This window comes from Acidovorax sp. (assembly GCF_046339755.1).
In the GTDB taxonomy this organism is placed as follows: domain Bacteria; phylum Pseudomonadota; class Gammaproteobacteria; order Burkholderiales; family Burkholderiaceae_C; genus Acidovorax.
Map to the genome: position 1 here is coordinate 1 of NZ_JBKDTZ010000327.1, position 24,796 is coordinate 24,796.

General features: G+C 66.3%; 27 protein-coding genes and 2 pseudogenes. 16 read left to right on the forward strand and 13 right to left on the reverse strand.

The window, feature by feature from the left end:
* Positions 1–85: 85 nt before the first annotated feature.
* The 3 genes and pseudogenes from ACK59X_RS29035 to ACK59X_RS29045 form a co-directional block, all read left to right on the forward strand.
* Positions 86–736, forward strand: a pseudogene (locus ACK59X_RS29035) (methyl-accepting chemotaxis protein); the annotation flags it as partial.
* 230 nt (positions 737–966) lie between these two features.
* Positions 967–1,740 carry an EAL domain-containing protein gene (locus tag ACK59X_RS29040; protein WP_409962013.1) on the forward strand — a complete coding sequence of 258 codons (774 nt, stop codon included), beginning with the start codon at positions 967–969 and terminating at the stop codon, positions 1,738–1,740.
* A 424-nt stretch (positions 1,741–2,164) separates the two neighbouring features.
* Positions 2,165–2,510: pseudogene (locus tag ACK59X_RS29045) on the forward strand (transposase); the annotation flags it as partial.
* Positions 2,511–2,662: 152 nt separating this feature from the next.
* On the opposite strand, the gene ACK59X_RS29050 reads toward ACK59X_RS29045, so the two are convergent.
* From ACK59X_RS29050 to ACK59X_RS29065, 4 genes are all read right to left on the reverse strand, one after another.
* Positions 2,663–3,592 (reverse strand): M48 family metalloprotease, encoded by a 930-nt coding sequence (locus ACK59X_RS29050; protein ID WP_409962015.1) that lies wholly within the window; start codon positions 3,590–3,592, stop codon positions 2,663–2,665.
* Positions 3,589–4,110, reverse strand: a complete 522-nt coding sequence (locus ACK59X_RS29055) for an SH3 domain-containing protein (protein WP_409962017.1) — start codon at positions 4,108–4,110, stop codon at positions 3,589–3,591. Before ACK59X_RS29055 ends, ACK59X_RS29050 begins: the two co-directional genes overlap by 4 nt.
* Entirely contained in the window at positions 4,107–6,011 is a 1,905-nt protein-coding gene (locus ACK59X_RS29060) for a CHASE2 domain-containing protein (protein ID WP_409962019.1), read from the reverse strand. The genes ACK59X_RS29055 and ACK59X_RS29060 overlap by 4 nt, the downstream gene beginning before the upstream one ends.
* Before the next feature lie 116 nt (positions 6,012–6,127).
* Entirely contained in the window at positions 6,128–6,973 is an 846-nt protein-coding gene (locus tag ACK59X_RS29065; protein WP_409962021.1) for a fumarylacetoacetate hydrolase family protein, read from the reverse strand.
* A gap of 113 nt (positions 6,974–7,086) precedes the next feature.
* Between ACK59X_RS29065 and ACK59X_RS29070 the strand changes: the two genes are divergently transcribed.
* Positions 7,087–7,680, forward strand: a complete 594-nt coding sequence (locus ACK59X_RS29070; RefSeq protein ID WP_409962023.1) for a chromate transporter — start codon at positions 7,087–7,089, stop codon at positions 7,678–7,680.
* On the forward strand, positions 7,677–8,276 hold the full coding sequence (locus tag ACK59X_RS29075) for a chromate transporter (protein WP_409962025.1): 600 nt from the start codon (positions 7,677–7,679) through the stop codon (positions 8,274–8,276). The genes ACK59X_RS29070 and ACK59X_RS29075 overlap by 4 nt, the downstream gene beginning before the upstream one ends.
* Here the strand turns inward: ACK59X_RS29075 and ACK59X_RS29080 are convergent.
* A complete protein-coding gene (locus ACK59X_RS29080; RefSeq protein ID WP_409962027.1) occupies positions 8,264–9,280 on the reverse strand; it encodes a hypothetical protein in 1,017 nt (338 codons plus the stop codon). The genes ACK59X_RS29075 and ACK59X_RS29080 overlap by 13 nt on opposite strands.
* 264 nt (positions 9,281–9,544) lie before the next feature.
* On the opposite strand from ACK59X_RS29080, the gene ACK59X_RS29085 reads away from it, so the two are divergent.
* Positions 9,545–10,498, forward strand: coding sequence for an aldo/keto reductase (locus ACK59X_RS29085; RefSeq protein WP_409962029.1), 954 nt, complete (start codon positions 9,545–9,547; stop codon positions 10,496–10,498).
* Positions 10,499–10,625: 127 nt separating this feature from the next.
* Here ACK59X_RS29085 and ACK59X_RS29090 read toward each other — a convergent pair whose 3' ends face one another.
* Entirely contained in the window at positions 10,626–11,111 is a 486-nt protein-coding gene (locus tag ACK59X_RS29090) for a hypothetical protein (RefSeq protein WP_409962031.1), read from the reverse strand.
* A 114-nt stretch (positions 11,112–11,225) separates the two neighbouring features.
* Positions 11,226–12,485, reverse strand: a complete 1,260-nt coding sequence (icd, locus tag ACK59X_RS29095; RefSeq protein ID WP_409962033.1) for an NADP-dependent isocitrate dehydrogenase — start codon at positions 12,483–12,485, stop codon at positions 11,226–11,228.
* A gap of 196 nt (positions 12,486–12,681) precedes the next feature.
* On the opposite strand from icd, the gene ACK59X_RS29100 reads away from it, so the two are divergent.
* Together ACK59X_RS29100 and ACK59X_RS29105 are read left to right on the forward strand one after the other, a co-directional pair.
* A complete protein-coding gene (locus tag ACK59X_RS29100) occupies positions 12,682–12,894 on the forward strand; it encodes a hypothetical protein (RefSeq protein ID WP_409962035.1) in 213 nt (70 codons plus the stop codon).
* A 144-nt stretch (positions 12,895–13,038) separates the two neighbouring features.
* Positions 13,039–13,530: a DUF192 domain-containing protein gene (locus ACK59X_RS29105; protein WP_409962062.1), complete on the forward strand. Its 492-nt coding sequence runs from the start codon at positions 13,039–13,041 to the stop codon at positions 13,528–13,530.
* An 88-nt stretch (positions 13,531–13,618) separates the two neighbouring features.
* Here ACK59X_RS29105 and ACK59X_RS29110 read toward each other — a convergent pair whose 3' ends face one another.
* Complete coding sequence (locus tag ACK59X_RS29110; protein WP_409962037.1) at positions 13,619–14,200, reverse strand: superoxide dismutase; 582 nt, start codon at positions 14,198–14,200, stop codon at positions 13,619–13,621.
* Positions 14,201–14,372: 172 nt separating this feature from the next.
* Complete coding sequence (gene xseA / locus ACK59X_RS29115) at positions 14,373–15,686, reverse strand: exodeoxyribonuclease VII large subunit (RefSeq protein ID WP_409962039.1); 1,314 nt, start codon at positions 15,684–15,686, stop codon at positions 14,373–14,375.
* A gap of 353 nt (positions 15,687–16,039) precedes the next feature.
* On the opposite strand from xseA, the gene ACK59X_RS29120 reads away from it, so the two are divergent.
* From ACK59X_RS29120 to adk, 6 genes are all read left to right on the forward strand, one after another.
* Positions 16,040–16,681 carry a MotA/TolQ/ExbB proton channel family protein gene (locus ACK59X_RS29120; RefSeq protein WP_409962041.1) on the forward strand — a complete coding sequence of 214 codons (642 nt, stop codon included), beginning with the start codon at positions 16,040–16,042 and terminating at the stop codon, positions 16,679–16,681.
* 160 nt (positions 16,682–16,841) lie between these two features.
* Complete coding sequence (locus tag ACK59X_RS29125) at positions 16,842–17,282, forward strand: ExbD/TolR family protein (protein WP_409962042.1); 441 nt, start codon at positions 16,842–16,844, stop codon at positions 17,280–17,282.
* A 5-nt stretch (positions 17,283–17,287) separates the two neighbouring features.
* Positions 17,288–18,349 carry a tetraacyldisaccharide 4'-kinase gene (gene lpxK, locus ACK59X_RS29130; protein WP_409962044.1) on the forward strand — a complete coding sequence of 354 codons (1,062 nt, stop codon included), beginning with the start codon at positions 17,288–17,290 and terminating at the stop codon, positions 18,347–18,349.
* A 38-nt stretch (positions 18,350–18,387) separates the two neighbouring features.
* On the forward strand, positions 18,388–18,570 hold the full coding sequence (locus ACK59X_RS29135) for a Trm112 family protein (protein ID WP_057203154.1): 183 nt from the start codon (positions 18,388–18,390) through the stop codon (positions 18,568–18,570).
* A gap of 5 nt (positions 18,571–18,575) precedes the next feature.
* Entirely contained in the window at positions 18,576–19,358 is a 783-nt protein-coding gene (gene kdsB, locus ACK59X_RS29140; RefSeq protein ID WP_409962046.1) for a 3-deoxy-manno-octulosonate cytidylyltransferase, read from the forward strand.
* Positions 19,359–19,662: 304 nt separating this feature from the next.
* The gene (adk, locus tag ACK59X_RS29145) at positions 19,663–20,319 is read left to right on the forward strand and encodes an adenylate kinase (protein WP_409962048.1); all 657 of its coding nucleotides are present in this window, start codon (positions 19,663–19,665) and stop codon (positions 20,317–20,319) included.
* Between the two features lie 72 nt (positions 20,320–20,391).
* On the opposite strand, the gene ACK59X_RS29150 is transcribed toward adk, so the two are convergent.
* The 4 genes from ACK59X_RS29150 to ACK59X_RS29165 all read right to left on the reverse strand — a co-directional run bounded on the left by ACK59X_RS29150 (position 20,392) and on the right by ACK59X_RS29165 (position 23,403).
* The gene (locus ACK59X_RS29150; protein WP_409962050.1) at positions 20,392–20,886 is read right to left on the reverse strand and encodes a DUF3617 domain-containing protein; all 495 of its coding nucleotides are present in this window, start codon (positions 20,884–20,886) and stop codon (positions 20,392–20,394) included.
* Between the two features lie 404 nt (positions 20,887–21,290).
* The gene (locus ACK59X_RS29155; protein WP_409962052.1) at positions 21,291–21,770 is read right to left on the reverse strand and encodes a DUF6152 family protein; all 480 of its coding nucleotides are present in this window, start codon (positions 21,768–21,770) and stop codon (positions 21,291–21,293) included.
* A gap of 237 nt (positions 21,771–22,007) precedes the next feature.
* A complete protein-coding gene (locus ACK59X_RS29160; RefSeq protein ID WP_409962054.1) occupies positions 22,008–22,427 on the reverse strand; it encodes a hypothetical protein in 420 nt (139 codons plus the stop codon).
* Between the two features lie 22 nt (positions 22,428–22,449).
* On the reverse strand, positions 22,450–23,403 hold the full coding sequence (locus ACK59X_RS29165; RefSeq protein WP_409962056.1) for an asparaginase: 954 nt from the start codon (positions 23,401–23,403) through the stop codon (positions 22,450–22,452).
* A gap of 83 nt (positions 23,404–23,486) precedes the next feature.
* Here ACK59X_RS29165 and lexA point away from each other — a divergent pair, with 83 nt between their 5' ends.
* Both lexA and ACK59X_RS29175 read left to right on the forward strand, forming a co-directional pair.
* Positions 23,487–24,161: a transcriptional repressor LexA gene (gene lexA / locus ACK59X_RS29170; RefSeq protein WP_409962058.1), complete on the forward strand. Its 675-nt coding sequence runs from the start codon at positions 23,487–23,489 to the stop codon at positions 24,159–24,161.
* 135 nt (positions 24,162–24,296) lie between these two features.
* Positions 24,297–24,689, forward strand: coding sequence for a hypothetical protein (locus ACK59X_RS29175; RefSeq protein WP_409962060.1), 393 nt, complete (start codon positions 24,297–24,299; stop codon positions 24,687–24,689).
* Positions 24,690–24,796: the final 107 nt, after the last annotated feature.

Here is a 24,796-nt window from a genome sequence, read left to right on the forward strand (position 1 = left end):
TCGTCGGCAGCGTCTGATGTGTATAAGAGACTGGTTAGTTTGTGACCTGCTGGTATATTCGTGATTCTATGTACACACCTAGGCGACGGCGGCCGGCACCGCCACCAAGGGCGGCGAGGTCATGCAGCAGGTAGTCAGCACGATGCAGGACATCCACCAGAGCAGCAAGAAGATCGCCGACATCATTGGGGTGATCGATGGCATCGCGTTCCAGACCAACATCCTGGCACTCAACGCGGCGGTCGAAGCCGCGCGGGCGGGAGAGCAGGGGCGCGGCTTCGCCGTGGTGGCATCTGAGGTACGCAGTCTGGCCCAGCGCAGTGCCGCTGCAGCCAAGGAGATCAAGTCGCTGATCCAGAGCAGCGTCGAGAAGGTGGATTCAGGCACCCAACTGGTGGCCAATGCAGGCGCGACCATGGACGAAATTGTCCAGGGCGTTCAGCGCGTCAACGGGATCATTGGCGAGATCAGCACCGCTGCCGCAGAGCAAAGCGACGGCATCTCGCAGGTGAACCTGGCAGTTACTCAGTTGGATCAGATGACACAGCAAAACGGTGCTCTGGTAGGTGAGAGCACCACGGCCGCAGAGAATCTGCGTCAGCAAGCCCGGCGCCTGGCCGAACTCGTGGCGGTGTTCCAGGTCGCCGACGACGCGAATGCGAGGCAGGGCCTGTCGATGCCCGGCAATCGTGAATTCGCAGAACATTCGCCCCAATTTGCCCGCCTTGCTCGGTGATACCTGGACGTTAAAGAGCTCGCTGGGGTAAGCGCGGTCGGTTGACGGCTCGCAATGCTCAACATGCATCCTACTCCCCTCAGCAAAGGCATGGCGCAAGTCCATCAAATCCAGCACACTGGTGGACATCACGTGCGGCAGTTTGTTCTCCGTTTGGCAAATGTTGCTGGTGACTTTTGATTGGCACTATGCAAGGTAAATCGCCACCGTTGGTGAACACCAATTTTCCGATGGATTTCATTCCCCTGAACGGCACACCGCAGGACTGTGAGGACTGCGGCAACGCCGAACGGCTGGGGTTTCAGTTCGACTACGCCTACCAGCCCATCGTCGACTTGGAGCGGCGCACGGTGTTTGCGCACGAGGCCCTGGTGCGCGGGCCTGCCGGCGAGGGCGCCATGACCGTGCTGTCCCAGGTCAACGACGGCAACCGCTACCGCTTCGACCAGGCCTGCCGTGTCAAGGCCATCAGGGGAGCGAGCGAGCTGGGCATACGCGAGCGGGTTTCCATCAACTTTTTGCCCAACGCCATCTACAAACCCGAGGTGTGCATCCGCACGACGCTGGAGGCTGCCCGCATCCACCAATTTCCGCTCGACCAGATCATCTTCGAGGTGACCGAAGGCGAGCGCGTGCAGGACGGGCCCTGGTTCGCTTCCATCTTGCGCGAGTACAAACGCTGTGGCTTCAAGACCGCCATCGACGATTTCGGGGCGGGGTATGCGGGGATGAAGCTGTTGTCCGACTTCCAGCCGGACATCATCAAGATCGACATGGACCTGATCCGCAACGTGGACGCGAGCCGACCGCGCCAAGCCATCGTGCGCAGCCTGGTAGGCCTGTGCAAGGAGATGGGCATAGAGGTCGTGGCCGAGGGCATCGAAACCCGTGCGGAGAGAAACTTTCTTCGCGATGCAGGCATCCACCTGATGCAGGGCTACCTATTTGCTCGGCCGGCCTTCCGCTCTGCTGCGCTGGTGGACGCATCGATGTTCGGCACATAACAGCTCAACTCGTCTGCAATCGATACTCTGAGCGTGTTGAACCGACTCAAAACCCGAAGAGATTCAATATGGACGATTCTAATTTTGCTAGACCGTGGTCGCAACCTTCAACCCAAGCTCTCGATGTACGCCACTGCACAGTTGGTGCGAAATCGATAGGGGCGCCCGAGCCCAACAACCCTTGCGCGCTCGCGTAGCTTTAGATCAACACAATCAATACTCCAATGGACGCAATGTCCACCGCCCCAGAATCGGCCCGCACAGAGGCATTGCTTGCTGCGCTGGAGCACGTGCAGGCCGTTGTCGAGTTTGATCTGGAATGCCGTGTGTTGCGGCCCGGCGCACCTCCTTGACCTCACGCTCCAAAACCTTGACCCGTTGCGCTTCAGCGGTGGTGATGCCCTCTCTACCGCAGGCTGCTCGCAAACGCCAGTTGGTGCCGCCCGGCTCCGCTACCATCAAGGCCCTCGACTACAACTTAAAGCGTTGGAAGGGCCTCACGCACTTCGTGAACGACGGCGAAGTGCCGATCTCGAACCATTGGTTCGAGAACCAGACCGACCGATTGCAGTTGGACGATCGAATTGGCTGTCCGCCGGTAGCCTGCGAGCGGGCAAGCGCGCAGCAGCCATCATGAGCCTGCTGCACTCGGCGCGCATCAACGGGCACGACCCGTACGCCTACTTCGAGGTTGTACTGGATCGCTTGCCCACTCACCCGGCCAGCCAGATCGATGATTGCTGCCGCACCGCTGGTCACCGCCAGCCTGACTTCGTCAACTTGGCCCCACGCCCGTCAAGGTGTGTTCGGCAGTCGCAAACGATGGGTTGACCGGCTTGCTTCTGCCGCAAACAAAAAGGCCCTGCCTTGAGGTCCGAGGCAGGGCCTTTTGCCAAGGGCGGCATGGCCACCCAGGGGGTCGTCAACGCAGCTGGCGCTTGATGACTTCGTAGCGGGCTTCGTTGCTCACGTTCGCGGCGGTCGAGAACTTGCTGGCCATGAAGGGCTGCAGCTTTTCCAGGCGGTCCTTGGGGGCCGGATGGGTCGAGAACAGCACTTCGTAGGCCTGGTTGGAGCCGGAGCCCGTGGCCGCATACATGTTCAGCACCGTGGGCAGGCCGATGGGCGCGTAGCCGGCGCGCGCGGCGTAGAGCACGCCCTGGCGGTCCGCATCGAACTCGTCGGACTGGTCCAGGCCCTTGGTGTACAGGTTGCGCACCAGGCCCACCATGGCCGAGCTCACCATGGCATTGCCCGAGCGGGCCTGCACCACGCCGCCAGCGGCCTGGGCGAAGCCGCCCTTCTTGATGGCAGCCAGGTAGTGGCCGCGCGTCACGTGGGCGATTTCGTGGCCCAGCACACCGGCCAGTTCCGCTTCGGACTTGAGCTGGCGCATCAGGCCGACAGTGACGAACACGAAGCCGCCGGGCGTGGCATAGGCGTTCACGGCGTCGGAGTCGATCACGCCAAAGCGCCAGGCGAACTGGATGTCCTTGCCGTCCTTGTCCTTGGGCTTTTCGGCCTGGGCAGCCACCCACCAGCCGACCTGGCTTACGTAGCGCTGCACGGCTTCGTTGCGCAGCAGCGGGCGGGCGCCCAGCAGCACGGACGAAAAATCGTTGCCCATGGCACGCTGTTCTTCGGCAGAGTAATCCTTGAATGCAGCGGATGCGCCCTGGATCACGTCCATGACGCCACCGGCACGCGAACCGCCGCCGGAACCGCCGCCCAGCGCGGACGACAGGACATTCAGGCCTCCGGAGCCGCCAGCCTGCGGCATGGTTTCACAACCGGTCAGCAATACGACCGTGGCCAGCGCCAGCGCGGCGGCCTTCAAGCGTTGGAGTTTCATTTTTCTGCTCCGGTGTAGGCGTCAATCTTCTGCGCCACGACCTTGCCGCTGCGTGCGAACTGCTCGGCCTGGCCCATGTTGATCGCGTACTTCTCGAGTTGCGCCATCTCAGCCGGATTCGGCTGGGCATTGGCGATCTGTTCCTTGGTGAGGCCTCGGGTACCCGTGGTCGCCGTGGGGCGGTTGCTCGGTGCCGAGAAGATGCTCGCCAGGTTGGTTCCCGAACTGGCGGGCGGCGCAGCAGCCGGTGCCGCAGCTTCCAGGGTCTTCACGTGCGTCAGCCGCACCCAGCCTTCGGCGCGGCCGAACTTCACCTTGACCCAGCCCTCCTGTGCATCGGTCTGCTCAAGCTTGTTGCCCTTGGCCAGCCTGACCACGACCTTGCCGTCCAGAGCCGGCGTGGCGCGCAGCTCGGTGGCGGTGGTGACTTCCAGCGATTGGGCATGCGCGCCAAGGCCCAGCCCCAGCAGCAGCGCAATCAGCAGGCCCTTCAAAAGGCCCACGAATGATGTGTTCACTTTCCTTCTCCTCTCTGTGTCTGAACCGGGGCCTCGGCGGGTGCCGGCGCCCCCACTGACGAACGGCGCTGCGGCTCAAAAAGCCGCACCGCCTGGTCGCGGCCCTTTACCTCGAAATCGCCGCGGTCAATGAAAACAAATGTTTCCCCACATTGTGCCCTTGTCGACTCGGAAACCAAAACCCGGGCTATGCCTTTTGTACAACCTTCGATGCGGCTGCACAGGTTGACGGCATCGCCGATTGCGGTGTAGTCCAACCGGCGCGAAGTGCCCAGGAACCCCACCACGGCCGAGCCGGTATGCACACCGATGCCGATGTCAAACTTGGCAGTAGGGTCTTCGCGCGCCATGTCATCGGCGAAGCGCTGCAGCGCGTCCGCCATACCCAGCGCCGCCTCCACCGCCAGCACCGCATGGTTGGGCTGGGCGATGGGTGCCCCCCAGAAGGCCATGATGGCATCGCCGATGAACTTGTCCAGCGTTCCCTGGTAGCGGAAGATCACCTCCACCTGCATCTCGAAGTAGCGGTTGAGGATGTTCACGATCTCCTCGGGCTTGCGGTGCTCCGAGAGGCTGGTGAAGCCGCGGATGTCCGAGAACAGCAAGGTGATTTCGCGGCTGGCGGATACCTCGGCCTCGGCCACGGTTTCTGACAGATCTTGCACGATGCGCGGGTCTACGAAGCGCGCGAACATGGCCTGCACGTGGCGCCGCTGGCCCATCTCGAGCCGCGAGGACAGCAAGCCGAAGGCCAGCAGCGCCACGGCGCCCAGCACCAGCGAGGACACAGGCATCCAGTACACATGGGCTTCCTGCAAGGCCACAACGCTGCCCCCGATGGCAGCCGCCGTGAGTGCCCCATAGCCCACGACCACCCAAGTGGGTGATATGCGCACCACGAAGGCGAGGGCCAGCCCGCAGACCAGCAGCATCACCAGGGATGGATTCACCCATTCCGGGGCCTCGCGCAGCCACTCGTTGTTCTGCAGGTTGGCCAGGCCGGTCGCCAGCACGAAGGGGCCGGGCGTCGTCGCGTCCATGGGCGTGGGCACGAAGTCCAGGATGCCGCTGGCCGTGGCGCCGATCACGATGATCTTGCCGCGCGCATCGAAGGGCAGCTTGCGATCACCCGTTTGGGTGGCCAGGTAGGCCTTGGCGTAGGAAATGCGCGTGAAATCCTTGCCATACCAGTTCAGGCGAAAGCCCGGCTTCCGGGGTTGCGGCAGTTGCAGCGCATCGGCCACCCGGCCGATCATGTGGGGAATCCACCAGCCATCGGTCTCGCGGCCGACCTCGGTGCGCCGGCCGATGCCGTCGCGGTCCTTGACGAAGTTGATGTAGCCGGTGCGCCATACCTCGGGCGGCAGCGACAGCGGGCCTTCGATGCCGTAGGCGGCATCGGGCTTCGCATTCTCCAGCGGGCGTATGCCCATGGCCGGCGGCGCCATGGTCAGCGGCGCCTTCTGCTCGGTGTCCTCCATCAGCACCATGGGGATGAAGGCATGCTCGAACGCCAGCGCCTTGGCCAGTTCCGCATCGTTCTCCGGCCGGAAGCGGTCGGCCTGCGTCAGGATCAGATCGAGCACGATGGCCCGCGGCTGCTGGGCCGCCAGCGCCGAGATCATTTCCGCGTGGATGACCCGGGGCCACACCCATTTGCCGGCCACGTCGAGCATCTGCTGATCGACCAGCGAGAACTGGTCGATGTCGACCACGACGATGTCGTCCGGCGGCGTGCGGCTGTCCGCATGCCAGCGCAGCAAGGCATCTCCCACCCGGTTATCGAGGGCATCGAGCTTGTGCCAGGTGGTCACCTCGAACAAGGCCAGCGCGCAGAGCATGAGGCACAGCACGGCATACAGCGCGCTGCGGCCAAAGCGCTGGCGCAGCCGGGTGAGCACAGTGGAGGAATGTGGGGATGGGGCGGAGGGCACAGCCGAGAGTATCCACGCCCCGCTTTGCCAGCGGCAAGCGCATCGACCCTGCCCGTTGTGCCCGCCCTACTCTCCTTGGGACTTCAACCGCCCACAAAGACCTGCCGCTGCTCGCCCAGCCCCGTGGCGCCCAGGCGCACCACGTCGCCGGGCTTGAGGAACCAGGGCGCAGGCTTCTGGCCCAGGCCCACGCCGGCGGGGGTGCCGGTCAGCACGACGTCCCCAGGCTCCAGGGTCATGAACTGGCTGATGTACGAGATGACCTGGGGCAGCCGGAAAATGAAATTGCGCGTATTGCCGTTCTGCACGCGCTGGCCGTTGACCTCCAGCCACAGGTCCAGCGCATGCGGGTCGGCGACCTCGTCGGGCGTTACCAGCCAGGGGCCGATGGGGGCGAAGGTGTCGTAGCTCTTGCCCTTGACCCACTGGCCACCGCGTTCGATCTGCCAGGCACGCTCGGACACGTCGTTGGCCAGCACATAGCCGGCCACGTGCTGCAGCGCAGCAGCTTCACTGACATGGCTGGCACGGGTGCCGATGACCAGGCCCAGCTCCACCTCCCAGTCGGTCTTCTGCGAGCCGGGCGGTATGCGCACCTCGTCGTTCGGGCCGCTGAGCGAGGTCACGGCCTTCATGAACAGCACCGGCTCGGCGGGTGCCTGCATGCCGGCTTCGGCCGCGTGGTCGGCGTAGTTCAGGCCCACGCAGACGATCTTGCCCACGCCGCCCACCGGGCTGCCAAGGCGGGGTGTGCCTTGCACCGCAGGCAGGCGGCTGGCGTCGATGGCGGCCAGGGCCGCCAGGGTGCGCGGGTTGAGCTGGGCCGGCCCCAGGTCGGGCAGCAGCATGGACAGGTCGCGCAGCACGCCCTGGGCGTCGAGCAGGCCGGGGCGCTCTGCGCCGGGCTGGCCATATCGGAGGAGTTTCATATCGGAAGTGGTTCAGGAAAACGGGAGGACGCCAGCATACCCATCGGCGGACGTTTACCATCGCAGGGTGGCGCTTCCGCCGCGTCCCGATTTCGCCGTCTCCGCCCGCTCCCATGGTTTCGCCCTCCCCCAGCCTCTCTTCACCGGCAGAACCGCGCCCGGCTCCCCGCAACTGCACCGACCTGTTCTGGTCCTTCACCTGGCTGGCGCTGCAGGGCTTCGGCGGCGTGCTGGCCGTGGTGCAGCGCGAGCTGGTGGAGCGCAAGCGCTGGATGACCAACGAGGAGTTCGTCGAGGAATGGGCCGTGGCCCAGATCATGCCGGGCCCCAATGTGGTGAACCTGTCGATCACCATCGGCGACCGCTATTTCGGCTGGCGCGGCGCGCTGGCGGCACTGGCCGGCATGCTGCTGTTTCCGCTGATGCTGGTGCTGACGCTGGCCGTGGTCTATGCCCAGTTCGCCAGCCACCCGGCCGTGGCCGGGGCATTGCGCGGCATGGGGGCAGTGGCCGCCGGGCTGATTGCAGGCACGGGGCTCAAGCTCTCGGCCACACTGCGCACCCACCCGCTCGGCCCGGCCTTGTGCACGGTGATCACGGTGCTCACCGTGGTGGCCATGGCCGTGCTGCGCTGGCCGCTGGCCTGGACCTTGCCGCTGCTGGGCGGCACGGCCTGCCTGCTCACCTGGCGAAAGCTGGCGCCATGACGGGCGCCACCATCCACATGGGCTGGGCCGACTGGCTGCAGCTGTTTCTGTACTACATGTCGCTGTCGCTGCTGGCCGTGGGCGGCGCCATCGCCACCGCACCCGACATGCACCGCTTTCTGGTGGAAAAGCAGGCCTGGCTGGCCGACCCACAGTTCAACGCATCCATCGCCATCGCCCAGGCCGCGCCGGGCCCCAACGTGCTCTTCATCGCGCTGCTGGGCTGGAACGTGGGCCTGAATGCGGGCGGCGCTGGCATGCTGGGCTGGGCCCTTGGCGCCCTGGGCATGGCCGTCTGCATGGTCGGCGTGATGCTGCCCAGCAGCCTGCTCACCTGGCTGGCCACGCGCTGGGGGCACCGCAACCGCGAGCGGCGCGGCGTGCGCGCCTTCAAGCAGGGCATGGTGCCGGTGGTCATCGGCCTGCTGCTGGCCACCACCTGGGTGCTGGCCCAGGCCCATGGCGGCCTGGCCACCGCCTGGCCGCTGTGGCTGGCGACCGTGGTGACCATGCTGCTGGTGTGGAAGACGCGCCTGCACCTGCTGTGGATGCTGGGTGCCGGCGCCCTGCTGGGCGCCCTGGGCTATATGGGGTGACCGTTGATGTGCGAGCTGGACTTGATGTACAGCGTGACGGGGTTGCCGGCGCCATCGTCGCCGGTGATCACCAGGGGCAGGCCCGTGCCCTTGGCCGTCCACCCCGCCGACACGCGCGTGCCATTGGTCCACTCGAACTTGCAGGCCATGTAGGTGCCGGCGGGCACGGTCACGCTCTCCTGGCCGCGGTAGGTGATGATCTGTGTTTCGCGGGTGGTGCTGGTCTGGGCCGGTAGGCCGGGGAACTCGATGGTGGTCTGGCGCACCTCGTTGAGCGTATAGCTCTCGTTGAGCGCCAGCGCGAAGTCGCGCACGCGGTTGGCCGGGTTGAGCACCATGGTGGTCCGCATGCCCGCAATCGGTGCGTCCATGCGCGCCGTGCTGCCATAGCGCAGCAGCACCGGTCCCTGCGGCGTGGTTTCCAGCTTGTCGTACTCCAGCACACGCGCATTGAACGAGGTGGTGCCTGATTTGCTCACCAGCACCGTGCGCTCGGTCTCGATCAGCCCCGTCTGCCCGGCAAAGCTGGCGGGGCCGTTGATGCGGCCCTCGGTGCTGAACTGCACGGCGGCGTCGGCGGACTGCCAGTCCCAGCGGTAGGTCGTGCCCTGCTGCAGCAGCACGGGGTTGAAGCAGTCCGAGGCAGCGCCGGTGCCCGTGCCGGGGGGCAGCACGGTGGTGTTCTCGCACAGCGCGGCATTGGCCTGGCACAAGGCGGCCGTCAGGTCCACGATCTGACCGGCGGTGTGGCTTTGGCTGGCCACCATGAATCGCCCCTCGCTGAACGCGAAGGCATTGCCCACGGAGGGGTAGAAGCGGTAGGCGTAAGGCCCGGCCATTCCGTCCTGCCCCGCGCCGGGCGGGAAAAAGGACGGCAAGCTGCTTTCAAGCCACTGGCGGGCAGCGTCGCGGCTTGCGGGGCGTACAGTGAGTTCGGCCTGCGCCGTGGCCGCAAGCATGGCGCCAAGGGCCAAAGCCGCCGCGCACCTGGTAGTTGATCGCATCATGGTTTCTCCGGTTCAGGCAGGGGCCAGGGTTTTGAATGCCAGGGCTTGCCAGGTATCCCCGTGTGTGCCAACCAGTGCCTGCTGAGCACGGGTTCCTTGCAGGCTGGGCGAAGTGTCACCTGCGCAGGGTGCTGAAGTCCATAGGCCGCCAGGACAGCAAACGCCACCGCCGTGAACAACGTCACGCACGGGCCCGCCTGCAGCATTCGCCAAATGCAGCAACAATGCCCCTCCACACTCCGTGCCAAGGAATACCGCACCATGAACCTCCGTCCCCTGGGCCGCTCGGGCCTGCAAGTCTCTCCCCTGTGCTTTGGCGGCAACGTCTTCGGCTGGACGGCCGATGAGGCCACCTCGTTTTCACTGCTCGACGCCTGGCTGGACGCGGGCTTCAACTTCATCGACACGGCCGACGTGTACTCGCGCTGGGTGCCGGGCCACACGGGCGGAGAGTCCGAAACCGTGATCGGCCGCTGGCTGGCCCAAAGCGGCAAGCGCGACCGCATCGTGCTGGCCACCAAGGTCGGCAAGGACATGGGCGATGGCAAGGTGGGCCTGCGCCCCGAGTACATCCGCCAGGCGGTAGAGGCATCGCTCAAGCGCCTGCAGACCGACCACATCGACCTCTACCAGTCGCACGACGACGATGCCAGCGTGCCGCTGGCCGACACGCTGGGCGCCTACGACGACCTGGTCAAGGCCGGCAAGGTGCGCGCCATCGGCGCCTCCAACTTCACCGCCGCGCGCCTGGCCGAGGCCCTGGCGACCAGCGAACAGCTGGGCATCACCCGCTACGAAAGCCTGCAGCCCCTGTTCAACCTGTACGACCGTGCCGTGTTCGAGAAGGAACTGCAGCCGCTGTGCGTGGACAAGGGCGTGGGCGTGATCAACTTCTATGCGCTGGCCGCCGGCTTTCTGACCGGCAAGTACCGCACCGAGGCCGATGCCGGCAAGAGCGCACGCGGCAAGAACACCACGGCCAAGTACCTCAATGAACGCGGCCTGCGCATCCTGGCCGCACTGGACACCGTGGCCGCGCGTCTGGGCGCCACGCCCGGCCAGGTCGCGGTGGCCTGGCAGATCGTGCAGCCGGGCATCACGGCGCCGATCGCCAGCGCCACCTCGCTGGCGCAGTTGCAGGACCTGGTGAAGGCCACCCAGCTCACGCTGGATGCAGAGGCCCTGGCCACGCTGGACGCTGCCAGCGCGCAGTGAGCGGCACAGGCTGGCTCCCTCGCCGCACGGGACGGTACACGGCCCTGTTTGGCACCCAGAGCCACCGGTTCTCCCAACGCGTGAACCACCGCCCCAGTGGCGACTTCGGCGTTGCCAGCAAAAACGCTCAGACCGGCAGCGTTTCCAGAATGCGCCGGTTCGCCTGGATGTGCGCTTCGATCCTGTCGATCTGCTCATCCAGGGTTTTCGTTTCCTGCGCCAGGTCGAACTGCGGCAGCCTGTACTTTTTGTAGACCAGCACCAAGGTACCAATCACAACCCCAAAGAAACACAGGATCTGCCAGGCAGTATCCAGGGTCGGGCCCAAGAAGATTGCCCAGAGGATGGCGACACACACCACCGCAATGATGGCAATGGTGCGCCGATCGGTCTTGGATTTCCCCAACCGGCTTTCGAGTTGCTGAATCACCTGCGCCCGCCGCTCCCGCACAGCCTCCAGCTCACGCGTCAATCGGGGCATGGCCAACTCCGCAGCCGTGCGGTCAGTCCCCCGCTGCACGGCGCTGATCGCCACCTCGAGCTTGCAGGTGGAAGCCACGCCGCCTGACCGCCTGCACGCCGCCAGCGTGCTCGTGCCCAGCCCGATATGCATCGCCCATTCGTCCCTGCGGATGCAAGGTTCAGGAATTCAACGGGCAGAAAAAAAGCCCACTTCCATAGGAGCGGGCCTGTGTTGCGGGTACCCAGGGAACCCGGGCAAACGCGATCACATGTTGTCGATCATCACCTGGCCAAAGCCCGAGCAGCTCACCTGCGTGGCCCCGTCCATCAGCCGCGCGAAATCGTACGTGACCTTTTTCGAGGCAATCGACTTCTCCAGCGAGCTGATGATCAGGTTCGCCGCCTCGATCCAGCCCATGTGGCGCAGCATCATCTCGGCCGAGAGGATCTCGGAGCCGGGGTTCACATAGTCCTTGCCGGCGTACTTGGGGGCCGTGCCGTGGGTGGCCTCGAAGCAGGCCACCGAGTCGGACATGTTGGCGCCGGGCGCGATGCCGATGCCGCCGACCTGCGCGGCCAGCGCGTCGGAGATGTAGTCGCCGTTGAGGTTGAGCGTGGCCACCACCGAGTACTCGGCCGGGCGCAGCAAAATTTGCTGCAGGAAGGCATCGGCAATGCTGTCCTTGATGGTGATGTCCTTGCCCGTCTTGGGGTTCTTGAACTTGCACCAGGGGCCGCCATCGATCAGTTGGGCGCCGAATTCCTTCTGCGCCAGCGCATAGGCCCAGTCGCGGAAGCCGCCTTCGGTGAACTTCATGATGTTGCCCTTGTGCACGATGGTCACGCTGGGCTTGTCATTGTCGATGGCGTACTGGATGGCCTTGCGCACCAGGCGCTCGGTGCCCTCGCGCGAGACGGGCTTGACCCCGAGGCCCGAGGTGTTGGGGAAACGGATCTTCTTGACGCCCATCTCGTCCTGCAGGAACTTGATGAGCTTCTTGGCCTTGTCGGATTCGGCCTCAAACTCGATGCCGGCGTAGATGTCTTCCGAATTTTCGCGGAAGATCACCATGTTGGTCTTCTCGGGTTCCTTCAGGGGCGAGGGCACGCCCTTGAAGTACTGCACCGGGCGCAGGCAGACGTACAGGTCGAGCTCCTGGCGCAGGGCCACGTTGAGCGAGCGGATACCGCCGCCCACCGGCGTGGTCAGCGGGCCCTTGATGGACACCACGTACTCGCGCAGCACGGCGAGCGTCTCTTCGGGCAGCCACACGTCGGGGCCATAGACCTTGGTGGATTTTTCGCCGGCGTAGACCTCCATCCACTGGATCTTCTTCTTGCCGCCATAGGCCTTGGCCACCGCGGCATCGACCACCTTGATCATGACCGGCGTGATGTCGAGGCCGGTGCCGTCGCCTTCGATGAAGGGAATGATGGGTTCGTCCGGCACGTTCAGCGACATGTCGGCGTTCACAGTGATTTTCGGGCCTTGGGCAGGCACCTGGATGTGCTGGGCGCGGGTCATGGACGGGGGTCTCCGTTGGAGATCTGAAACCCAATGCAGCGTGCCGGGCGACGCGCACCTGACCGCGAAGATTCTATAGACAAAAAATTGCTGAAAACCCCTGTCAACCGTGCGCGGACTGCTATCGTTGCAAGTGGAGCCTTGCGAGTTTTTCGCAGGGCCCTCAACCCGATAGTTCGTCTAGGAAATGGCATATATGAAAAAACTCCTCGCTGTCCTGATGGCTGGTCTGTTCTCTGCCGGTGCATCTTTCGCACAGGCTCCAGCCGCCCCTGCTGCCGCTCCCACCCCCGCTGCTGCACCCGCAGCTGCACCGGCTCCCATGGCCAAGGCGGCACCGGCCCACAAGCAGTCCAAGAAAGTGGCCCAGAAGAAGCCCAAGAAGCACGCCAAGAAGGCGCATGCCTGATGCGGCTGGGGGTTTGTGCGGATCTCTGACCCCCACCCATTTCGGTTTGCTTCAAAATCGCCCGCATCCGCGGGCGTTTTTTTTGTTTCTGGCGCCCCCGCACATCCCACCGGAAGAATCCTGCCCATGCCCAGCCTGATGATGATGACGAGCCTTGCCACTCCCCTGCTCCCCACCCGTCGCCACGCCCTGGCGGCCACCTTGCTCGCCACAGCGCTCGCAGCCCTGGCCCCCGCGAGCCGGGCCCAGGAAGGCCCGCAGCTGAACCTGCAGCGCGTGGAGCTGTCTGCCGGTATGCACCGCATCGACGCCCAGGTGGCCGTGGCCCCGTTGGAACGCCAGATCGGCCTGATGAACCGGCCCGAGATGCCGCAGCACGAGGGCATGCTGTTCGTCTTCGAACAACCCAGCCAGCAATGCTTCTGGATGAAGAACACCCTGCTGCCGCTGACCGCCGCTTTCGTCGCGGACGACGGCACCATCGTCAACCTCGAAGACATGAAGCCGCAGACGCTCGACTCGCACTGCTCGAAGAAGCCGGTGCGCTTCGTGCTGGAGATGAACCAGGGCTGGTTCGCCAAGAAGGGCATCAAGGCCGGCTTCAAGCTCGGCGGGGTCCCTTTTTCACGCAAGTGAGCCGGACGCGCCCATGAAAAAAACGGCCCTCGGGCCGTTTTTCTTTTCCGCCCAGCAAAGGGCGGATGGATTGCCTGCGGGGGGGCAATCAGGCGAAGTTGGCTTCGGCGAACTTCCAGTTGACCAACTTGTCCAGGAAGGTCTCGACGAACTTGGGGCGCAGGTTGCGGTAGTCGATGTAGTAGGCGTGTTCCCACACGTCCACGGTCAGCAGGGCCTTGTCGGCGGTGGTCAGGGGCGTGCCGGCGGCGCCGGTGTTCACGATGTCGACGCTGCCGTCGGCTTTCTTGACCAGCCAGGTCCAGCCCGAACCGAAGTTGCCCACGGCGCTCTTCACGAAGGCTTCCTTGAAGGCGGCGTAGCTGCCCCACGTGGCGTTGATGGCCGTGGCCAGCGCACCCGATGGCTCGCCGCCGCCGGCGGGGGCCATGCAGTTCCAGAAGAAGGTGTGGTTCCAGATCTGGGCGGCGTTGTTGTAGATGCCGCCGCTTGCCTTCTTGACGATCTCTTCCAGGGTCATCGATTCGAATTCGGTGCCCTTTTGCAGGTTGTTGAGGTTCACCACGTAGGCATTGTGGTGCTTGCCGTGGTGGTACTCCAGCGTTTCCTGGCTGTAGTGGGGAGCCAGTGCATCGATGGCGTAGGGCAGCGGGGGAAGGGTGTGTTCCATGGTGTTTCCTCGTGGTGGTTTGAATTGTGGTGGCTTGCCAGCCTGCGAGCAGGCATGGCTCACCTGCGGGTGAACGGGCATTGTAGGAAGATCGTGTGACCTCTGCAGCGAAGTTGGCAAGCAAACGTGCACTGCCGCTGCGATATGCGCACCGATCCTACAGCGCCGCCGGTCAAAGCAGCCTGGGCTGGGCTGCCACGGTGAGGTCCACGGCCCCGTCGGCCAGCGTGGCACGCAGGGCATCGCCGGGCCGGGCCTGGCGCACGCTGGTCACGGCGTGGCCATCCGCATCGGCCAGCAGCGCATATCCGCGCTGCAGCACCAGCCGCGGGTCCAGCAGTTCCAGGCGCAGCGCGGCGCGGTCCACCCGCTCGCGCAGGCCGTCGATGCGGCGCTGTACCTGCACCGGCAAAGCGGCGGCGGCGGCCTGCTGGGCCTGCTCCATGCGCTGCAGGCGCAGCAGCACGGCATGGCGCATGCGCTGGGCCGTGCGCGCCAGCTGCAACTGCTCGCGCGCCACCAGGCCCGAGGGCCGGCCCAGCCGCGCCGCGGCCTGGTCCAGGCGCTGGTGGCGGGCATCGAGCAGGCGCTGGATGCCGTCGCCGATGCGGTTTTCGATCAGATCCAAGGCGCCCAGCCAGACTTCGCGCGGCTGCGCCACGAGTTCGGCCGCAGCCGTGGGCGTGGGTGAGCGCAGGTCGGCGCAGAAGTCGGCAATCGTGAAATCGGTCTCGTGCCCCACGCCGCTGACCAGCGGCACCGGGCTTTGCACGATGGTGCGGGCCAGGTGCTCGTCGTTGAAGGCCCACAGGTCCTCGATGGATCCCCCGCCACGCACCAGCAGGATGGTGTCGATGGCGGGCTGCCCAGCCGAAGGCCCCTGCTCCGCCAGGCGGTAGAGCCGGTTCAGCGCGGCCACGATGGACTGCGGCGCCGCCCCACCCTGCACCTGGGCCGGGGCCAGCACCACAGGAATGTGCGGCGCGCGGCGGCGCAGGGCCGTGACCACGTCGTGCAGCGCCGCGGCCCCGAGCGAGGTCACCAGGCCGATGCCCCGCGGCTGCACGGGCAAGGGCCGCTTGCGCGCGGAGTCGAACAGGCCCTCGGACTCCAGTTGGGCCTTCAGGCGCAGGAACTGCTCGAACAGCGCGCCCTGGCCTGCGCGCTGCATGCTTTCCACGATGAACTGCAGGTCGCCCCGGGCTTCGTACACGCCGAGCTTGCCGCGCACTTCCACCAATTCACCATCGCGCGGCGAAAAGTCAAGCAGGCTGGCGGCGCGGCGGAACATGGCGCAGCGCAGCTGGCCCTGGGGGTCCTTGATCGAGAAGTAGCAATGCCCGCTGGACGCGCGCGAAAAGCCCGTGATCTCGCCGCGCACCGCGACAGGATTGAAGCGCGCCTCCAGCGCATCAGCAATGGCGCGGCACAGGGCGCCAACTTCCCACACGCGGGGCGCCGCCACGGGGTTTGTACGTTCAAACATGCGCAGCGACGGCCATTGCGGCCCTATTGACAAGCCGAGTCTTCCACAGAAGCGGCGATGCAGCGCTCCACTGTGCTTGATAAGCATTCTCGTGCCACGCGCCAAGCACCCACATGCAAGTCATTGATTTATAAGGATTTTTCACTGCTTAATTTTTCATCAATCTGTTGCAAGCACGGCGCCAAGCCACTTTGCAAGCTTGGGCGACCCGGTTGCCCACAAAGTTATCCACAGTTTTTGTGGGTGACGCCACGGTCACCGAAAGCGCGCGCCAAGGTAACGGTTTGTGACCAAAAGCCGTCAAGAAGCTGGGCCATAATCACCGATTGCCCCTCATCTGCGCGGAGAGAGATTTGCTGTCCATCATACAAGCCGCAGGCTGGCCTATCTGGCCTCTGATCCTGTGTTCCATCCTCGGAATGGCCCTGGTCATCGAGCGTTTCGTGGCCCTCAAGACGGCCCGTGTGGCACCGCCCAAGCTGCTCGATGAAGCCATCACCGTCTCGTCCAAAAGCCTGCCCACGCCCGACGTGGTGAACCAGCTGGCACAGAACTCCGCCCTGGGCGAGGTGCTGGCCAGCGGCCTGCGCACGCTCAACAGCAACCCCCAGTGCAGTGAAGCCGACCTGCGCGCAGCCATGGAGGGCACGGGCCGCTCCGTCGCCCACCGGCTTGAAAAGTACCTTAGCGCCCTGGCCACCATCGCTTCGGCAGCCCCCCTGCTTGGCCTCTTGGGCACCGTCATCGGCATGATCGAGATCTTCGGCTCGCAGGTCGGCAGCGGCGGCGTGGGCCAGGCCATGGGCGGCGGCAACCCGGCCCGGCTGGCGCATGGCATTTCGATCGCCCTGTACAACACGGCCTTCGGCCTGATCGTGGCGATCCCGGCGCTGATCTTCTGGCGTTATTTCCGCAGCCGCGTCGACGCCTACCTGCTGACCCTGGAATTGGCCTCCGAGCAGTTCGTGCGCCACATCCTGCGCCACAAGAAGTGATGGCCCCCACGGTCGCCCACTGCGTGTGGCTCCCTGCCCCCATCCGCAGGCGTGCCCTGCGCTTCGCTGGTGCATGGGGCCGCGCTTTGCCTTGGGGCGGCCCGGCTGCAAAACCGGGTGCCCTCGAAGCCGCCCCTCGATTGTTTGAAAGGTCCCTGGGATGAACTTCCGCCCCCGCACCAAGGAAGAACCCGAGATCAACCTGATCCCGTTCATCGACGTGCTGCTGGTGATCCTCATCTTCCTGATGTTGACCACCACCTACAGCAAGTTCACCGAGCTGCAGCTGACCCTGCCCGTGGCCGACACAGAGCAGCAGCGCGACCACCCCAAGGAGGTCGTGGTCGCCGTGGCGGCGGATGGCCGCTATGCGGTCAACAAGACCAGCGTGGACGGCAAGAGCGTCGATGCCGTGGCGCGCGCCCTGCGCGAGGCCTCCACCGCCATCGGCAAGGACAGTGTGGTCATCATCAGCGCCGACGCGATGTCGCCCCACCAGGCCGTGGTGACGGTGATGGAAGCCGCGCGCCGCGTGGGCCTCACGCAGATCACCTTCGCCACCCAGTCATCGGCCGGCTCGCGGCCAGCCAACGGCCGCTAGCGCGCATGGCTGCCGCCGGGCCGCAGCCGCCCTCGTCCGCCGGCCTGGTACAGGCCTGGCAGTTCCGGGGCCCTGCCGCCTGGGCGCTGTGGCCCATCTCCCTGCTGTACTCCGGCCTGGTGCGCTTGCGCCGGGCCCTCTACCGCGCCGGTGTGCTGCGCTCGGAACACCCTGGGCGCCCGACCATCGTGGTGGGCAATGTGATTGCCGGCGGCGCCGGCAAGACCCCCGTGGTGATGGCCCTGGTGGAGCATCTCAAGGCCCGGGGCATGAAGCCCGGGGTCATCTCGCGCGGCTATGGCCGCAGCACAACCGACTGCCGTGAGGTGCTGGCCGACAGCCCGGCCAGCGAGGTCGGCGACGAGCCGGCCCTGATCGCCCGCAACTGCGGCGTGCCGGTCTTCGTGGACCGCCAGCGCAGCGCGGCCGCACGCGCGCTGCTGGCCCGCCATCCCGGCACCGATGTCATCGTCTGCGACGACGGGCTGCAGCACCTGGCGCTGCGGCGCGACCTGGAGGTCTGCGTCTTCAACGACCAGGGGCTTGGCAATGGCTTTCTGCTGCCGGCAGGGCCGCTGCGCGAGCCCTGGCCGCGCGCTGTGGACTGGGTGCTGCACCCCGATACTGCCCCCGCCCCGGCCGGCACTGCACCCGCGTTTGCCTTGCAGCGCGGCCTGGCCGGCCACGCCGTGCGTGCCGACGGCCGAAGCCTGCCCCTGCAATCGCTGCAGGGCCAGCCCGTGCAGGCCCTGGCGGCGATTGCCCGGCCCGAAGACTTCTTCGGCATGCTGCGGGCCCAGGGGCTGACGCTGGCACGCACCACGGCCCTGCCCGACCACCACGATTTCACCGGCTGGAGTGACGCGGCAGCACCGGGCGCACAGCTGCCGCTGCTGTGCACCGCCAAGGACGCCGTGAAGCTCTGGCCGCTGCGCCCCGATGCCCTGGCCGTGCCGCTGCAGGTGCATGTGGACCCGGCTTTTTTTGCAGCCGTCGATGCCCGGCTGGCTGTATTGCGGGGCGCTGCCTCGCTATCATCGCCCCCTGCCCGCCCCTCGGGCGATTGATGACCGATTGAACGAACCTTTGCCGGAAAGCTGCCGCCATGGACCCCAAACTGCTTGAACTGCTGGTCTGCCCCGTCACCAAAGGTCCACTGACCTTTGACCGCGAGCACCAGGAACTGGTCTCGCGCAGCGCGCGCCTGGCCTACCCGGTGCGCGACGGCATCCCCGTGCTGCTGGAGAACGAGGCACGCACGCTGACCGACGAAGAAATCGAGGCCTGACCCCGGTGGCCGCCCCCGAAGCCTTCACCGTCGTGATCCCGGCGCGCATGGCCTCCAGCCGCCTGCCGGACAAGCCCCTGGCCGACATCGCCGGCCTGCCCATGGTGGTGCGCGTGGCCCGGCGCGCCGCACTGAGCACCGCCGCCCGCGTGGTGGTGGCCGCCGACGACGCGCGCGTGCTGCAGGCCTGCCAGACGCATGGCGTGCACGCCATCCTGACGCGCACCGACCACGCCAGCGGCAGCGACCGGCTGGCCGAGGCCTGCGAGCAACTGGGCCTGGCGGGCGACGACATCGTGGTCAACGTGCAGGGCGACGAGCCGCTGATGGACCCGGGGCTCATCGATGCCGTGGCCGCCCTGTTGCCGGCTCGGCCCGAGGCCAGCATGGGCACGGCGGCCCACACCATCCACAGCCTAGCGGACTACGAGAACCCCAATGTGGTGAAGGTCGTGCTCGATGCCCGCGGCCTGGCGCACTACTTCAGCCGCGCCCCCATCCCCTGGGCCCGCGACCATGCCGGCACCGCCTGGTGGGAGCAGGCAGCGACCACCTTGCCCGCCGGCTTTGCCCCGCTGCGCCACATCGGCATCTACAGCTACCGCGCAGGCTTCCTGCGCGCGTTTCCTGCACTGCCCCAGGCCCCTACCGAGGTGATGGAGGCACTGGAGCAGTTGCGCGCGCTGTGGCACGGCCACCGCATTGCCGTGCACATCACCGACACGGCACCCGGCCCCGGCGTGGACACGCCACAGGACCTGGAGCGTGTGCGGGCGCTGCTGGCCTAGGGCAGCAAAAATGCACTGGTCTGGTGCACCCATGCCCCATCCTACGCATTTATACGCACGTCATATCGCTCGTGTAAGCCAGTGCAAGGCGGTCACATGCTATCCTCGAAGTAACGAGAGCATTGCATCCCGGGCCCCACAAGCGCCTGCGCGAGCACTGACGTAGCAGCACACCACCCCGCAGCCCCTGCCCATCCGTGGAGCACTGCGGTCTTTTTTTGCTGCCGCTTCGGTGGCCCTTGCGCCGGCGCGCCGTACGCCCCTGCCAGCAGTGCCAGCCGATTTCTAACCTTCGAGGACCTTCATGAGACTGATTCTGTTGGGCGCGCCCGGCGCCGGAAAGGGCACGCAAGCCACCTTCATCTGCCAGAAGTACGGCATTCCGCAGATCTCCACCGGGGACATGCTGCGCGCCGCCGTGAAGGCCGGCACGCCGCTGGGCCTGCAGGCCGACGCCGTCATGAAGGCCGGCGCCCTGGTCAGCGACGAGCTGATCATCAACCTCGTCAAGGAACGCATTGCCCAGCCCGACTGCGCCAAGGGCTTCCTGTTCGACGGCTTCCCACGCACCATTCCCCAGGCCGACGCGATGAAGGCCGCGGGCGTGAAGCTCGACCACGTGCTGGAGATCGACGTGCCCTTCGAGGCCATCATCGAACGCATGAGCGGCCGCCGCTCGCACCCCGCCAGCGGCCGCACCTACCATGTCAAGTTCAACCCGCCCAAGGTGGAAGGCAAGGACGACGTGACCGGTGAAGACCTGATCCAGCGCGACGACGACAAGGAAGAGACCGTCAAGAAGCGCCTGCAGGTCTACAGCGACCAGACCCGCCCCCTGGTGGACTACTACAGCCAGTGGGCCAAGGCCGATCCGGCCGCCGCCCCCAAGTACCACGCCATCAGCGGCATGGGCAGCGTGGACGACATCACGCAGCGCGCCTTCGCGGCGCTGGCCAGCTGATTTTCAGCGATGCCGCCAACAACAAAGCCGGGCATGCCCGGCTTTGTTGTTTTTGCCGCAGCACAACGCTGCTTACTTGGACTTCGGAACAGGAGGTACAGGCATGTTGGGCATGGTCATGGAGCCGGGCTTCTGGCCCGCAGCGCAGGGGCCGACATAGCGGGCCTCCATGGTCAGGGTATCGCTGGCCTTGCCCATCATCGGGGGGTTGTAGGCGTTGTTGATCACGGTCTTGTAGGAACTGGTGAAATCGCCCGTGGTGACGCTTCGCGAGGTCACGGTGACGGTGCCCATCTTGCACTCCGCATTGCCGGTGATGGTGTTGCCATCCCGTTTCATGTCGTTCTTGGAGCACATGGTCTTGGCGGTTTCCAGCGCGGTCTTTTGCATCTGGGCTTCGAAGGCTTCGTCCGTGCACTGCTGCATGACCGCGGCGGGGGCCCCATCGGCCGATGTCGTCTTGAGCTCCCACAAGCCCGCCTTGCGCTTGGGCAGTTCCAGGGATTGCGCGGGAAGGGCAGCCAGTGCCACGGCCGCAGCCACGAGAGAAAGGGAAACGAAGCGCATGGGACAACTCCTGCTAAGGCCAGACAATGCGCCGGATGATAGCCGCGGTGCCGCGCACAAGCGCTGGCGGCGCCAAAAGCTGTGCAACCAAACGTGCACCAGGGCCTGTTAACACCAATTTCGGGGTCGCGAAGGCCCTTGCCGGTGCGCCAATCTAGGCGCGCGACGCCGCGTGTGCCTTTGCACACGCAAGGAACGCAACGACGAGTGGCGCGCCGGCAAGGGCCTTCCCTTCGGGTTGTCCGGCCTTGGGGGCCGTCTGCGGCGTTGCCCGCGCTTGCAAGGCGCAAGCCTTGCTGCGCACGGGCGCCTTGCATCCAGCCCCCTGGCCGGGCAACGGGATCCCCGAAATTAGTGTTAGCAGGCCCTGATCGACGCCTGGGCCACCTCTTTCGCCTCTCCCTTCAGGCCGGGCTGGATCTCAGCCCGTAGGCCTTGCCATCGACGAACAGGTATTCGGCGCGCAGCACCGGGTCGCCCTTTTCCTCGCGCAGCGTAAAGCCCAGCACCGACACCGCGGCGCCCGGCTTGATCTCGGCCACCTGCCAGGCCTGCATGCGGGTCAGCGGCGCCAGCTCGATCTCCCACATCCGGTCCTTGCGCGTGGGCAGAACGGCACGGGCCAGCAGGGCCTTGCCATCGACCGGTGCCGTCTGGGCCGGCACGGCCCGCTGCGCCAGATTGGGTGGCAAGGCCAGGTTGGCGGGCAGCTCGAGTTCCAGTTCGGCATGCGGGTTCTGCCAGCGCACCTTGCGCACCGTGCCTTCGAGATAGATGGGCCGGTCGGCATCGAAGCTGCTCCAGCCGTGGTGGGCATGGGCCGCCAGGGGTACCAGGGGCATTGCCAAGCCGGTGAACAGAAGTTGGCGACGTCGTAGTGGCATGGGACTTCTCCTTTGGGATGGTTATCTGCGCTTTAACAGCGCTACGCACAGAACAGGGCCCGTCGCACTGGCATGGCCCAAGCCAGCGCCACCGTGGAACTGGCTTTGCCAGGCCATCGGTGGCGTCCCCCTGTGGGGCTGTGGGCCGCGGCTCCCCGCCCGCCTGCGCGGGCTTGGACGGCGCCGAAGGGCTGCCGCCTCTGGCGGCGGCACCGTGGCGCGAAGCGACTCAGGGGGCTACAAGTAAGCGATCCAGCGACCGCAAGCCACGACAGCCAGCCAGATCAACGTGGACAGCAGCATCTGCGCCCGCGCCAGGCCATCGAGCCGCGTGAGCGAACCGCGCCCATGAAACCACGCCGCGTTGCAGGCAGCAAGCATCAACAATAGCATCTTGAGGGTGAATGCCCGGTTGGCAAGCAGCTCCTGCGGCTGGGTGGCGAACATCACCAAGCCCGACAGGGCCGCCAGGCCAAAGCCGCACAGCGCCAGCGAGAGGCTCAGGCGCGCCAGGTCCCGCGGCGGGATGGCCGCGCCCCAGCCGAACACCCTGAGCTCCAGCAGCACCAGGTTGCCCAGCAGCAGGGCGATGCCCACGATGTGCACCACCTCCAGTGCCGGGTAGGCCCATACATGGGATCGGAGTGCGGCAAACATGGCGTCAGTGCTTTCGTGCGGCTCAGGCCAGCAGTTCCAGCACCAGGCCGATGCGCGCCTTCACGGGCGACAAACCGGGCGCCGCAACGAGCGCATCACCCGGCTTGGGCAGCAACTGGCCCTCGCTGCAGCGCGTGGACCGCAGCACGCGCACCCCCACGGCCTGGGCGCGCGCCAGCGCGGCCTCCAGCGCCTGGTGGATGGTGCCGTTGCCCGTGCAGGCCACGACCAAGCCCTGCACGCCATCGCGCACCAGCGCATCCACCGCACGGCCGCTGGCGCCGGCATGGCTCACCACCAGTTCCACCCAGGGCCATGCCGCATCGGCCGGCCGGTGCAGCACAGCGGCCAGGTGCACCTGCCGGGCCGGCTGCGGCCAGGCATGCGCCAGGCGCACCACCCCCTCCTCCACCCAGCCCAAGGGGCCGGCATCTGCGGAGTTGAAGGGATCCACCCGGTAGGGGTGCACCTTCTGCACGCGCTGCGCACCATGGATGGTGCCCGCGGCAACCACGAGCACGCCGCGCGCGCCCTCGGTGGCGGCCACGGCCACGGCATCCATCAGGTTCTGCGGGCCGTCGGGCACGAGTGCAGTGGCAGGGCGCATGGCGCAGGTCAGCACCACGGGCTTATCGGCCGCCAGCACGGAGTGCAGGAACCAGGCCGTCTCTTCGATGGTGTCGGTACCGTGGGTGATGACGATGCCGCCGACAGCAGGGTCGTCCAGGCAGGCCGCGCAGCGCTGCGCCAATGCGTGCCAGATGCCGAACTCCATGTCCTTGCTGTCCACCTGGGCCACCTGCTCGACCACGAGCGGGCCGCCAGCCAGCGCTTGAAGCCCAGGCACGGCCGCCAGCAGTTCACCCACCCCTACCTGTGCGGCCGTGTAGCCGATGTTGTCCCCCGCCTGCGCAGCGGTGCCGGCAATGGTGCCGCCCGTACCCAGAACCACAATTTTTTGCGCACTCACTTGCATACTCCGAAAAACTGGTGAAAAATACAGCTACTGGATTAAAAAACAGTTATTTGCCACTGTACCGGCACACACTGGAAACCACCATGCTCGACAACCCCAAGCTCACGGCCCGCCAGCAACAGATTCTGGACCTGATCCAGACCGCCATTGCACGCACCGGCGCCCCGCCCACCCGTGCCGAGATCGCCACCGAACTGGGCTTCAAGTCCGCCAACGCGGCCGAGGAGCACCTGCAGGCCCTGGCCCGCAAGGGCGTGATCGAGCTGGTCAGCGGCACCTCGCGCGGTATCCGCCTGCGTGGCGACACGGTGCGCTCCATCAATGCAGCGCGCGGCACCCAGTTCAGCCTGCCCATTCCCGGCCTGTCGCAGCTGGTGCTGCCCCTGATCGGCCGGGTCGCGGCGGGCTCGCCCATTCTCGCGCAGGAGCATGTCGATCAGACCTACAGCGTGGAAAACAGCCTGTTCCAGCACAAGCCCGACTACCTGCTCAAGGTGCGCGGCATGTCCATGCGCGACGCCGGCATCATGGACGGCGACCTGCTGGCCGTGCAGTCCACGCGCGAAGCGCGCAACGGCCAGATCATCGTGGCCCGCCTGGGCGACGACGTCACCGTCAAGCGCCTGCGCCGCACGGCCACCGGCATCGAGCTGCTGCCCGAGAACCCCGACTACCCGGTGATCACCGTGCAGCCCGGCGAGGCCTTCGAGAACGACGGCCTCGCCGTCGGCCTGATCCGCAACACCATGCTCATGTAGTCGCCGCCGCGCTGCCCAGGTGGCGGGCGTTTGGCGGGCGGGGTGTGGCTATTCCATACCGCCGCTGGCCAGCCCTGGGCCGCGTATTTCCTTGCAATCCTGCCTGTGTTCACCACCGACCTTCGGAGTCTTCACATGGGAATTGCTTCTTTGACCCTTTCGGCCTTCTCCCACCCGCTGCATGCGCTGACACGCTGGCTGCAGCCCGTCGCCATGCATGGCGGGCACGACATGGCGGCTGCGGCACGGCCACGCACCTGCAAGGCCCCGCTGCCCGCAGCCCCGGCAGCAGCCCGCATGCCGCGCGACGAGGCCGCGCTGGCGGCAACGGGCAACCGCTTGCCAAACCCTCCCCTTGCCGCAGACACCCTGTGCAGCCACACCCAGGCACGCCGCGTGGTGCGGGTGCTGCGCACGGCCAACCCAGGCAGCGATGCCGGTCGCCTCGTGATCTCGGGCCGCATGGCCGATGTCTGCGCAGAGCTCGACCGCATGGCCGCACGCGAAGCACTGCTGCTGCAGCACTGACCGGGCGGCCAGACCCACCCTGCCCCACCAGGGCAACAGACCCCCCAGCCATTGGCTGCACGGGGCCGGCGGAGCGCGAGGGCATTCACGCAGCGTTGCAAATGCTG